The sequence below is a fragment of the Adlercreutzia muris genome, assembly GCF_041223505.1.
Classification (GTDB): Bacteria; Actinomycetota; Coriobacteriia; order Coriobacteriales; family Eggerthellaceae; genus Adlercreutzia; species Adlercreutzia muris.
On record NZ_JBCLQK010000001.1, the window covers coordinates 244031 to 256232 of the forward strand.

The following is a 12202-nucleotide window of genomic DNA, read 5'->3' on the forward strand; positions in this document are numbered from 1 at the left end:
CCGCGAAGGCCGCTTTCCTGGTATCTTGAAGTATCGCACTCAACCTTTACGGCCCAGTAAGGAGGCAGGCGCGCGGCGCCGAACCCTATGGCACATAGACCTGGAAAACACTCCGCCCCGCTGCCCTCCGGCAACCGCCGGCGTGGGGCCCATTCCGCCGACCTCTCCGCCTACAGCCGCTCCTCTTCCAGCGGCTATGGGAGCAGCGCCGGCCGCAGTCGGACCCGATCAGCCTTCGACGGCACCGGCTTTTCCGCCACCCCGAGCCCCGTGGCCCCCGAAAGCCATTCCCGCAGCTTCGCGGCCAGAGACAGCCTGGCCCGGGCCAAGGCGGCCCGCAAGAAGAGCCGCGGTAAGAAAATCGCCCTGGGCATCGTGGGAGCCCTGGCCGTGGTGCTCATCGGTGCCGGCACCGCGGCGGCCCTCTACCTGAACGGCATCAACAGCACTATCCAATCCATGGACGAGACCGAGAAGATGGAGTTGAAGGAGCAGCTGGCAGCCCCGAAGGCCACGGACGGCTCTTACTATGTGGGCATTTTCGGCAGCGATGCGCGCAAGGGCGAGACCGCCAGCCGCTCGGACGTGACCATGCTCGCCCGCATCGATCCGAACACGGGCGTGGTGGACCTCGTGTCGGTGCCCCGCGACACCATGATCGAGATCGAGGGCCACGGCACCCAGAAAATCAACGCCGCCTACGCCTTCGGGGGCCCCTCCGAGGCGGTGAAAACGCTGTCCACCTTCGCCGGTGTGCCCATTACCCACTACGTGGAGGTGCACTTCGAGGAGCTGAAGGATGTGGTGAACGAGCTGGGTGGCATCGAGGTGAACGTGCCCGAGGGCTTCTATTCCGACACGAGCGGGCTGACCATAGAGGCCGGCGAACAGACCCTGAACGGCGACGAGGCCCTGGCCTTCGCCCGCGAGCGCCATGCGGTCTCCGGCGGCGACTTCTCCCGCGCCCAGGCCCAGCGCATGATCATCGAGGCCATCGTGAAGAAGGTGCTCGACGCCTCCCCCACCGAGATTCCCGGCATGGTGGAATCCCTCGCCCGGTGCGTGACCACCGACTACTCCGTGAGCGACCTGGTGAATCTGGCCCTCACCTTCAAGGACAAGGGCATGACCATGTACTCGGCGGCCTGCCCCAGCTACACCCTGAACCAGGACGGCATCAGCTATGTAGGCACCCAGTACAAGGAGTGGCAGGACATGATGCGCCGCGTGGACGCGGGCCTCGATCCGGCCGAGACCGATATTGAGATCCCCGAGCCCCAGGCCAGCGACACCGAACTGGGCGCTGCCACCAACGCCCGCAGCCCCCAGGACTACGAGGGGCTGCTCGAAGGCGCCCTGACCACCGACGATGTGAAGGCCGCCGAGTAGCGTCGTCGGCCGCTGGACGCCCCACTGCCCGAAAGCCCAAGCGCCCCGGACGGCTCTCCGCGAACCGCCCGGGGCGCTTTGCTCCGCACCTGCCCCACCGAGGGGGAGCCAGCCCCCTATTCCCCCTCCCCTGCGCGGGCGCGCTGGACAAGGCGGCGCAGCGTGCCGATGTTGAGCGCCCCGTGCACCACCAGAAGGGCGAGGAGCACCTTAGCGGAGGCGGCGTGCAGCGGCCCCCAGAAATAGTACCCCTCGGCATACAGGCCGAGCGCCGGCAGCACCGCGCCCGACTCCATGAGGCCCGAGAGCACCGCAACCACCACAGCGACCACGAGCGCTGCATCCAGCAGGACGCGACCCATGGCGCGCAGGGATCGGCGGCCGGACAGGAGGCGCCCGACGAAATCGATGTGCTGGGCGCTGTGGACGAGCAGGGCGAGCCCCACGCCGAGCCCCAGCCACTCGTGCAGCCCGATCCCCGTCAGCGCCGGCAACGACACCACGAGGTACAGGGCCAGCGCCAGGGCATCCACAATGAGCATTCTCATGACCTGCCCACCTTTCCCACGATGCCGATAAGCGCCACCACAAGGGCCACCGGCATGAGAATCCACAGGTTCAGACTCGCATCCGATGCCTGGTGATAGCGCGACGAGAGCGACTCCCAGCCATGGCATTCCACCGATGCGCACGAGGCCTCCGGACAGGTCATCTCGTGCACGCCGTCGGGCTCGGGCACATCGTCGAAGCCGTGGCACGCCCCCGAGGCGCACCCTGCCACGGGACAGGGCGACTCGGCTGTGACGGGCCGCACGCTCAGCGCATCGGGCCTCGCGAGAGCCACTGCGCCGATAACGCATGCGCCTGCCAGCAGAAACACCGCCACCGTCGCAACGATCTTCCTCATAGGGCTCCTTCCTCCCTCGAAAGAAAAGGGCCGCCCGCCCCACGGCAGACGGCCCGCATACCGGAGATACGGGCCGAATCGGGTGAATCTGGTCCGTATCCGAGAAGGAGTTACTTCTCGGCGGGTCGCAGGGGAAGGAACTTCAGGCCCAGGAAGAAGATGAGGAACCCGAGGGCCACCACCCCCAGCGTCACGCCGAACTCCAGCGGCGTGGGCCAATAGACGAGGTTCGCGTAGGCATCCGCGAGCGTGCCGTCGGCATAGGTGACGCTCATGGAGTTCATCGCGAAGGGCAGATCGAGGTTGGTGATCTGGAAGCCGCCCACCAGCAGCTGCACGCGCTTGCAGAAGATGCCCGCGATGGCCAGCAAGGAGGCCGCCACCAAAAGCCCGTTGCGGCGCAGGGCCGGGGTCAGGCAGATGACGGCGCACGCGGCGCACCCGACGATCTCGAACCAGAAGTAGGGAGCCAGGGGGCCTTGGGTCAGCAGGGCCACCACTTCAGCGCCGGCACCGCCCGGGAAACCCTCGGTGAGCAGATCGCAGCCGAAGAAGTACAGGTCCACCAGCACGAAGGCGCCGAGGAGCTTGGCCAAGCGCACCACGTTGCCCTGCTCCACCTCCAGGTAGCCCGCACGGCGCAACCCGATGACCACAGCCATCACGAGCGCTGTGCCGCACACCAGGGCCGAGGACACGAACCAGGGAGCCAGAAGGGCGGTGTGCCACATCTCATGCCCCTGCTGCAGGCCGAAGATCCAGGCGGTCACCGAGTGCACGAGCACGGCAGTGACGAGCGCGATCACCGAGACGATGCGCAGCGCCACGGCGCTGACCTTGCCGCGCTCGGCCTGGATCTGCGCCCACAGGTACACGCACGACAGGATGAGGTAGGTGGCCAAAACGATGATGTCCCACATGAGCGGGCTGCCCAGATTGGAGTACACGAACAGCTCCCACACGCGGAAGGGCTGGCCCATATCCACTACCACAAGACCGATGGCGACCACCGTGCAGGCGATGGACGAGAACACGGCCACCTTCGAGATGCCGCCAAAGCCGCGGATGCCGAGGGCCTTGGGCACCGACGAGATGATGAGGCCGCCTGCCGACAGGCCCACGAAGAACATGAATCCCGTGATGTAGAGGCCCCAGCTGTCGAGGTTGCGCATGGCGGTCTGCACCATGCCGCCGGTCAGCTGCATAAACCACAGCGCCAGCCCGGCCAGCACCGCCACGGCGCTCACGCCGATGGCCACGTTCAACGCCGGGCTCTTCACCGCAGCCGTCGAGCGCTCGGCAGCATGATCCCGCCCACGGGGCGCCGAGAAATCGAGGTCGTCGTTGGCGAGGGCACCGCCCTGTGTATACTCAGACATAGTTCAACTCCTTTCCCATTACTGGAGGAAGTACACGGACGGTTCCGTCTCGCGATCCTCCAAAAGACGCATGGCCGACCGCTCCCTCAGTTTGCGCGACACCTCGGAGTCGGGGTCGCTCGCGTCGCCGAAGATGCGGGCCCGGGCCGAGCACGCCTCGACGCACGCCGGCGCCAGGCCCTTCGCCAGCCGGTGCCAGCAGAAGGTGCACTTCTCCACCACGTGCTTCTGGTGGGGCGCCACATCCTGATCGCCCACGGGGAAGTCGAGATGGTAGGCCGGCTCCTCCCAATTGAAGGAGCGCACGCCGTTATAGGGGCAGGCTGACATGCACATGCGGCAGCCGATGCACTTGTCATAATCCTGGCGCACCACGCCGGTCTCGGGATCCTTGTAGGTGGCGCCCACGGGACACACCTTCACGCAGGCCGGGTTCTCGCAGTGCTGGCAGGCCACGGTTACGTTGTACATTTCCAGATTGGGATAGGTGCCGCTCGGGGCATCCAGATGCGGGCCGCCGACCGTCATCACGCGGTTCCACCACACATCCTTGGGCAGATTGTTCTCCACCTTACAGGCGACGGCACAGGAGTTGCAGGCGATGCACCGCTTGGTGTCCACCAGCATAACCAGTTTGCTCTCAGCCATGGCTATTCCTCATTCCAGACACGCACTTCGACGAGGTTGTCGAAATAGCTCTCGTTTACACCGACGGGATCGTACTCGCTCGTCAGAAGCTCGGACCAGCAACCCGCCTTGTGCTGGTGCTGCTGCCAGCTCTTGGGGTACACCATGCACCCCGGGCGAATGCCCTCGTTGAACACCGCCCGGGCCACGCAATGGCCGCGATCGTTGTACACCTCGACGTAATCGCCGTCGGCGATGCCGCGGGCCTCGGCATCGGCCGGGTTCATCTTGATCGTGGGCTCTGGATCCAGCTCGCGCAGGTAGCCGTTGTCCGACCACATAGAATGCACGCGGAAGCGCGGGCGCTCGGACAGCAGGATGAGCTTGTACTTGTCCCAGGTGGGGCTGCCCTCGTAAGCCTCGGTGGGATTGAAGTAGCGGGGCAGGTGCTCGCGGTCTTCGTCGAACTCCTGGCCCACGTCGAACTGCACGGTGGGGTTCTCCACGTAAAACTCCATGCGGCCCGACTCGGTGCGGAACTCGGCGTTCTTCCAGGGAATCCAGGGCTTTTCCGCATACCAGTACATGTCCTCGTTCTCCTTGATGGCATCGTAGGTGATGCCGAGAGCACCCAGGGCCGGCGTATCCACCACCTGGGACATGTACTCGTCCTCGGTCAGATCGATGAGGTCCGGGTACCCCATGCCCGCCGCCAGAAGCTTCAGGATCTCGAAGTCGCTCTTGGATTCGTAGAGCGGGTCGATGGCCTTCTCGCTGTGGAGGAAGCACTGGGTGGCGGAGATGGGCACCAGCTCCTGCTGCTCGAACCAATGGGAGGCCGGCAGCACGATGTCGGCGTACTTCACCGTATCGGTGAAGGTGTAGTCGGCTACCACGTACAGATCCATGTTGCCGATGACGTCGTTGATGTACTCGTTGGTGTTCACCTGGTTGGACACGGGATTGCCAGCATACACGTACAGAGAGCGGATGGGGTAATCCTCGCCCTTCCACTTGTCGGTGCGCATGATCTCCGGCAGCGCGAGCGCCGAAATCATGGGATACTTCGCTGCCGTCATGCCCTTCACCACGGCATTGATGCCCCAGCAGGCCTTGAAGTCACCGACGCCGGTGCCGGCGCCCGGATAGCCGATCTGACCCGTGAGCGCCGCCATGGTGATGTTGGCATGGGCCGCATGCACGCCGTTGGTGTAGGAATTGGAGCCCCAGCCCAAACGATGGGTGCAGGGGCCGTCCAGGGCCAGATGGGCCAGCTCCACGATGGTCTCGGCGGGAACGTCGCAGATGTCCTGGGCCTTCTCCGGCGCGTACTCCATGATGTCCTCTACGAGCAGGTCGTAGGCCGTGCGGCAGGAAACGCCGTTGAAGTCGTAGGTACCGTTCAGCTGCGGGTCGACGGCCTCCGACAGGCTCTTCACCGCGCCATCGGCATCGAGCACCGCCGGGTGATCGATGATTTTCTGAACGGTCTTCGCCTTTCCCACCTGGGCGCCCTTGTTCTCGCTGGAAGCGGCCGACACGGCACCTGCCTCCACCTCGATCACCTCAGGCTCCACGCCCAAATCGCTCATGCGCAGGAACTTGCCGGTATCGCTGCGCACGAGGAACGGCGCGCAGGTGGAGTCGCGCAGGAAGGGCTTGTTCACCGCGTCCTCGGTTACCATGACGTGCATCATGGACAGTGCCAGGGCGGCATCGGTGGCGGGCTTCACTGGAACCCACATGTCGGCGCGAGCGGCCAGTTGGGTCATGATGGGATCGATGACCACCAGCTTGGTGCCGGCATCCTGGGCATCGGCCACAAAATGCCAGTCGTGAATCTGGGCGTCAGTGATGTTGGCGCCCCACACGAACAGCGTCTTCGCGTTCTTGAAGTCGGAAGGGTCGTTGAGCACCCAATCGCCCAGATTGCCCACCACGCGGTTGATGCCGCGGGTGTTGGCTTGGTCGCGAGCAATCTTGATCATGCTCGCGTTGATCTTGTTGAAGAAGACGTTGTACATGGGCGAGGCCACGCCGCTGATAGCGCCCAAGTTGCCCGAACCGCGCGTGTAGGCGATGGCCTGCTCGCCGTATTCCGCTTGGATGCGCTTCCATTCGTCGGTGATTTCCTTGATGGCCTCTTCCCAGGTAATGCGCTCCCACTCGCCGGAGCCGCGCTCGCCTACGCGGCGCATGGGATACTGGATGCGGTTGGGCCCGTACACGTTGTAGACCTGGCTCAGACCCCGCAGGCAGATACGATCGACGCGGCCGTCGGGGAACGAGTTGAAGGAGCGCTTGGATGTCTTGACGATCTTACCGTCGACGACATGCAAGTTCAGCTTGCAAGTGCCGGAGCAGTTACCGCGGCACACGCCGCAGAAAATCTGCTCGCCGTCGCCCTCAGTCTGCCCCGCCTCGTAGGCCACCGCCTGGGCCACACCGCTCGTCGCAAACAGCCCCGCGCTCCCGGCAGCGGCGGCCGCTGCCACAGCACCGGTTGATTTGAGAAAGCTTCGGCGCGTGAGCCCGCTGGCAGCACGATATGCCTCTGTCATCTTTCCTCCTCATGTAATTCGGGGACGTGCTTCCCGTGCCGCCATCTCCTTGGCGCCGCCAGGAGCAGACTCCCCTTCCTGCGGAACCGGACCTGACACGCCCGGCCCCTTCTCCCGGAACCGAGCCTGACACGCCCAGTTCCTTCTCCATAAGAATTGGCCAAATTCCCATGGCGCCATATTATCACAATGTATTGCGATAATAAAGACATTGTCGCAATTTTTTGTGACAATGAGTGAAAACGAACGACGGTGGAGCCGAGAGAGCAGCATGGGCGCAGAGAACGGCGCCTGCGAGGAAGAGAGGCTCGGCGATGAGGCGCGACGGTGAGAGTTGCTGGAAAGAGAACGCGCCCCAAAGCATGGCAAGGGGCGGAATGGGCCCAGGCAAGGCAGAGCGGGGGGAGGCGGAGCGGAGCGGCGCGGGGGAGAGACGGGCGGACGGCTCCACGTGGAGTAGAGCGGGGCAGAAGAGAGTGGAATTCTCCCCTTCCACGTCGATTGAAAGCACCAAATTCGCTATTTTTGACACAGGCTCTCTCGTTTCTGCCAAAAACAGTGTGTTTGGTGTCGTGGAACTTCGCTTGGCTTAGTTGCGACCTGGGATTTTGTCGAACACAAATGCCAAACCCACGTTTTTCGGTAGGGAAAATGACACCAAACGGCCCGTTTTTGACGGGAAACTTTCTACGCCTGCCAAAAACGGGGGGTTTGGTGCCGGTGGCGGGCAGGAGCGGGTCGGCCACCAACTTTCTATGCCTGCCAAAAACGGGGGATTGGCGCCGCAGGCCACCGCGAACGCGGCCGACGCTCCCCTCTTCTTCGCAAGTCAGCCACCGAGCGTGGCCGACCTAGCGCATAAGGTCGCGGTGGGCCAGGCGGGCCTCTACCATGGCCACGATGTCATCATCGGCAAGGCCGGCGTTCGCGCAGACGCGGATCATGTCGTCGATCACGAGCTCGATGGGAGAATCCGATGCGGTGCGCGCCCCCAGGTCGTGGCGCTCGGCCACAAACGTGCCCCGGCCCTTGCGGGTGGAGATGTAGCCCTCGCGCTCCAAGTCCATGTAGGCCCGGTTCACCGTGTTGTAGCTGATGTCCAGATCCACCGCCAGCGCCCGCACCGTGGGCAGGCGGTCGCCGGGCCCGTAGGCACCGGAGCCGATGAGGTAGGCGATGCGGTTCTTGATCTGGATCCAGACGGGCAGGCCGGACGTATGGTCGAGGGCAAAGGTTTCGAGGGCGCTCATGGTTTCTCTTTCATTGGGAGGTACGGCAGTATCCTATCAGACTCTGGCACTCTCGCGGCAAACCCCTTCCGCAAAACCATCGCTCACGGCCGTGGGCACGGTCACCACCGCACTGCCCGATTCCTTCACGGTCTCGTACTGCATGAGCATAGTGCGCAGCTTCAGGGCCGCTTCCGGATCACCATAGACCTGGGCCGCCTCGGTGAGCATCTCAGCCAGGTCGGCTTCGGCACTGGCTACGGTCATGCGAGCGTTGCGCTCGCGGTCGGCTTGGGCCTCTAGGGACATGACGTTCTGCAGATCGGGAGGAATGACGATGTCGCGCACTTTTACCGAGATGATGTCCACGCCCCAGCTGGCCGCTTCCTTCTCGATGTCGGCCTTGATCTCGGTGTCCAGCTGATCGCGGCGCAAGGCCACCTCGGCCACAGTGGAGCGGCCCACGGCCTCGCGCAGGGACGTCTGGGCGAGGTACGAGATGGCCGCGTAGTAGTCTTCCACCTCCACGCAGGCCTTCTCGGCATCCCACACCACCCAGAACAGCACCGCGTCGATGTTCACGGGCACGAGGTCGGCCGTGAGCGTGCGCTCGGCGCGGAAGGGGGTGGCGATGGTGCGCTGATCCACGCGAATGGTGCCGTACTCCAGAATGGGGATAGTGCCGTAGAAGCCGGGCCCCACCACGCGGTGCAGCTTGCCGAGGCGCAGCACCACTACCTTCTCCCATCCCAGGGCGATGTGCAAAGACGAGGCCGCCACGAGCGCCGCGGCCAGCGCACCTAGAATACATGCGAGGGAAACGCGCGCCTCCAAGGCAATGCCGCAGGCGAGCACCGCCGCACCGGCAGCCAGAAATACCGCGACGCTGAACACGAGCGCCCCGTTGCGCGACGATTTGCGCGGCACATAGGACGTGGCGGCAAGCATCTCGGCCTCGTTGTCGCTCCAAGGACCGCAGGCAGCCTCCCGCTCGGTGCGCATGGTCCTCTTGCTTCTCGTACTGCCGAACATCGTCTATCCCTTCCTCTCAATCCGTTCCGAAATTGCGTACTCCCCCCCTGCAGCTCAACCCGGCATAGCGGCAGCCAGCTGGAATGCGAGCTCGGGCGTTTGGGAAATATCGAAGGCAGCCAGCCCGACCACGCCCGCGCGCAGCGCCGCAGCGCCCATCAGGATGCAGAAGGCGATCCAAAGGCCCTTCACGCGGCCATCGCCCATCGGATAGCCCCATTCCAAGACGAAAGGAGCGGCCAGGCCGCCGAGAACCAGCACCACCCAGAACAGCACAGCTCCGTCGCCGGCGATAAGGGCCGAGGCGCCGGCCCTCATCGCCCCGTCGGCCAGCTGACCCCCGACGAACAGCGCCAGCAGCGCCGCCTCGGCGAGGATGATGACGCGATCGGCGCACCCCAGCCTTCGCAGCGCCGAGCCGAAGGGCAGGCGCGAGTCGACGAGGGACGCCGCGACGAACACCACGGCCGCACCGCACGAGAGACTCGACAGCAGGAACAGGATCGGCAAGACCCCCGTGCGGTAGGCGAGCACCGAGGGAAGCGAGCCCAAGAGCACGCCCGTGTACGCCGCCGTGACAAACCCGGTCGCAACGGCGAAGATCGCGGCCGCGAGCACCGGGGCCGGGCGCAGGCGCGCCCCCAGCCCGTTCGACGCCGCCGCGAAGAACGCAGCCGCGACGCTCGATGCCAGCAGGGCCCAGGCGCCCACCGTGACCACCGAGAAGCGCGGCGCGAGCCACAAGGCCGCCACGCGCTCGGGACGGCCGGCGTCGGCCAGCAGGCAGAGCGAGCCGGCGCCCAGCAGAATCAGGCACAGCACCCAGCCGCGCGACAGGAGCTCATGGGGAACCCGCAGGCGCCGCGCCCAGCGGGACGAGCACGCCCGCATCACTCCTGAGGCGCGCCCGCTCGGCAGTGCGCCGTAGCGGCCGATGTTGGCGCATTCCAGAACGCCCAAGACCACACACGCGCCCGCACCCGCTCCGCCGAAGAACAGGTAGGCCACGGCAAGCTCGCTGAACAACCCTCTCCCCCGCCTTCCCGCGCTCTGCGCATGGACGCGAATGTCATTGCCGCCAGTGTATCCCCTCTATCACTTTATCGCAAGCCATTACGATAATCCTCTTCCCAAACGAGAGGGCCTGCACCCAGCATGCGAAGCCGGCGGGCGCCTATGACGGGCACAGGGCGCCTTCCCCGCTTCGCGCATCGGCACGCCCCGCGACCGTCTTGGAAGTTGCGGCGATGCCGAGGGCGGCTGAGCCCTAGCCGGCCGCGCCTTCCAGGAAGTCCACGACACCGCAGTGGGTGTGGTAGACGGCGCAGCGGATTTCCAGGCCCTCCTCGGCGGCCAGGCGGGCAAGCTCGGGTCTCGCCTCCAGCTCGGCCACAGCCGCCCGGGCGTTCACCACGCTGGCCGCATAAGGGTCGCGCACGTCGCCCAAGGCCTCGGAGATGCGCTCGGTGATGGCCGCAACGTAGCCGCGCTCGCCGTCGAGGGCCGCCTTGATGGCGCCGCAGTGGGTGTGCCCTAGCACCAGCAGCAGCCGCGTGTGCAAATGCTCGCAGGCGTACACGGCGCTGGCCAGCTCCACCGGCCCCACCACGTTGCCGGCCACGCGGATGACGAACAACTCGCCTAAGCCCGTCATGAAGATGTGCTCGGGCACCACGCGCGAGTCGGCGCAGGTGATGATGCAGGCGAAGGGACGCTGCCCGTTCTCGAACAGGTCCTGGATGCGCTCAGGCGACAGATCGCGCTCGTGGTCGAGGGCCGCCACGTAGATGCGGTTGCCGTCCCGCAGCCGTCGCAACGCCTCATGCGCTCCCACATGGGCATCGACATCGTAGTCGTCGGCCGTATAGGCCATGGCCGTCATCGCCTCACGCTCGTCCGCCATCATTGCTTCCTCGTTCTCATTCATTGCCGTTCCTCTTTTGCTGCTGGGTCTTCTTGTCGCATTCCATCATGGCCCGAAAGGGCGCTGCAGAAAAGAATGCATCTACCAGCGGGCCGAGAAGACAGCCGACTCGCTTGCCGCCGACGCGCCCCTCGCGCGCTTCCAAAAGCCGAAGCTCCGACGCGATAAGGCGGCCCGTCAGCAGAAGACGGCCAGACTGGACAGATGCGCCAGAAACGCCTCGTCCCACAGGCTCAACGAGCGATCGCACCGGTAGGCAATGGAAAATCCCCAGGAAGCGTCTTCAATGGGCACGCCCACAAAACCCTCGTGAGGAAAGGAGCCCACATGGGAACGCACGGTTATAGCGAGCGCCCTGCGCTCAAGAGCTCGCTCAAGGACCTCGATCATCTGATCGGCATAAAAGATGCGGCAATCCGGCGCCTCGGTGCGAAGACGCTCCACAACGGGCGCAAGAGACACATACTCATCGGGAGAGAGGCAGGCCACCTCGCACCCTGCCGCATCGGCCAGGCGCGCCGTCTTTCGCTGAGCCAAGGCGTGCGCGGCGTCGACCCAGAAGAACATCGAGTCTCGATGCAGAGGAACACTGGCAATGCGCTCATTTTGGATAGGGTCATTCAACAGCGCGAAGTCACACGCCTTCTCTAAAAGCATAGCCTCGCAATCGCCATCGAGCACCGCCCGCAATATCTCCACCGAGGCCCCGAAGGCGTTCTCTTCATCGAAGGCGCAGATATCCTCCCGCGTGATCACGTTGAATAGTCCCGTCGAAGCAGCGAGCGTCACCGAACGCTCCTCGCGGCGGCGTAACAACTCGATCTCCTCGCTCATGGCTTTCTGACGATCGAGAAACGCACGGCTGAAGGCGCAGAAGACCTCCCCGTACTCTGTTAGCCGCACCCCCTTGTGATCCGCTTCGAACAGGGGCACGTTAAGCGAGCGCTCCAAGCGTTCGATAGCGCTTGCGAGCCCCTGCTTGGTGATGAATAGCTCTCGAGCCGCACGCGCATAACTACCCGTATCGGCAAGTTTCGCCACATAGGCGAACACCCTCGTATCCATACAGCCCCCGCCCCTTCATTGCAGACCATTCAAGCATAGTCCCTCGGACCGCAGCCACGCAAGTACGCACCTTGTTGAAAGAGGGCAAC

The 12202-nt window shown here is 64.7% G+C and carries 11 protein-coding genes; 1 reads left to right on the forward strand and 10 read right to left on the reverse strand.

Features of this window, described 5'->3' with window-relative positions; genetic code table 11:
* The first annotated feature begins 87 nt into the window (after positions 1 to 87).
* On the forward strand, positions 88 to 1389 hold the full coding sequence (locus AAK988_RS00935; protein WP_369873200.1) for an LCP family protein: 1302 nt from the start codon (positions 88 to 90) through the stop codon (positions 1387 to 1389).
* 116 nt (positions 1390 to 1505) lie between these two features.
* Here the strand turns inward: AAK988_RS00935 and AAK988_RS00940 are convergent, their stop codons facing one another.
* The 10 genes from AAK988_RS00940 to AAK988_RS00985 form a co-directional block, all read right to left on the reverse strand.
* Positions 1506 to 1937 (reverse strand): DUF4405 domain-containing protein, encoded by a 432-nt coding sequence (locus AAK988_RS00940; RefSeq protein ID WP_135971435.1) that lies wholly within the window; start codon positions 1935 to 1937, stop codon positions 1506 to 1508.
* The gene (locus tag AAK988_RS00945) at positions 1934 to 2296 is read right to left on the reverse strand and encodes a hypothetical protein (RefSeq protein WP_369873199.1); all 363 of its coding nucleotides are present in this window, start codon (positions 2294 to 2296) and stop codon (positions 1934 to 1936) included. The genes AAK988_RS00940 and AAK988_RS00945 overlap by 4 nt, the downstream gene beginning before the upstream one ends.
* A gap of 110 nt (positions 2297 to 2406) precedes the next feature.
* Positions 2407 to 3675, reverse strand: a complete 1269-nt coding sequence (gene nrfD / locus AAK988_RS00950; RefSeq protein WP_369873198.1) for an NrfD/PsrC family molybdoenzyme membrane anchor subunit — start codon at positions 3673 to 3675, stop codon at positions 2407 to 2409.
* Positions 3676 to 3693: 18 nt separating this feature from the next.
* Positions 3694 to 4323, reverse strand: coding sequence for a 4Fe-4S dicluster domain-containing protein (locus AAK988_RS00955; protein ID WP_135971434.1), 630 nt, complete (start codon positions 4321 to 4323; stop codon positions 3694 to 3696).
* Positions 4324 to 4325: 2 nt separating this feature from the next.
* Entirely contained in the window at positions 4326 to 6863 is a 2538-nt protein-coding gene (locus AAK988_RS00960; RefSeq protein WP_369880272.1) for a molybdopterin-containing oxidoreductase family protein, read from the reverse strand.
* 851 nt (positions 6864 to 7714) lie between these two features.
* Positions 7715 to 8113: a GntR family transcriptional regulator gene (locus tag AAK988_RS00965; RefSeq protein WP_016310655.1), complete on the reverse strand. Its 399-nt coding sequence runs from the start codon at positions 8111 to 8113 to the stop codon at positions 7715 to 7717.
* A 36-nt stretch (positions 8114 to 8149) separates the two neighbouring features.
* On the reverse strand, positions 8150 to 9094 hold the full coding sequence (locus tag AAK988_RS00970) for a slipin family protein (protein WP_160324493.1): 945 nt from the start codon (positions 9092 to 9094) through the stop codon (positions 8150 to 8152).
* A gap of 84 nt (positions 9095 to 9178) precedes the next feature.
* Positions 9179 to 10150, reverse strand: coding sequence for an NrfD/PsrC family molybdoenzyme membrane anchor subunit (gene nrfD / locus AAK988_RS00975; protein ID WP_160324492.1), 972 nt, complete (start codon positions 10148 to 10150; stop codon positions 9179 to 9181).
* A 241-nt stretch (positions 10151 to 10391) separates the two neighbouring features.
* Positions 10392 to 11051 carry a carbonic anhydrase gene (locus AAK988_RS00980; RefSeq protein ID WP_369880273.1) on the reverse strand — a complete coding sequence of 220 codons (660 nt, stop codon included), beginning with the start codon at positions 11049 to 11051 and terminating at the stop codon, positions 10392 to 10394.
* Positions 11052 to 11225: 174 nt separating this feature from the next.
* Positions 11226 to 12101 carry a LysR family transcriptional regulator gene (locus AAK988_RS00985; protein ID WP_160324490.1) on the reverse strand — a complete coding sequence of 292 codons (876 nt, stop codon included), beginning with the start codon at positions 12099 to 12101 and terminating at the stop codon, positions 11226 to 11228.
* Between the last annotated feature and the right edge of the window lie 101 nt (positions 12102 to 12202).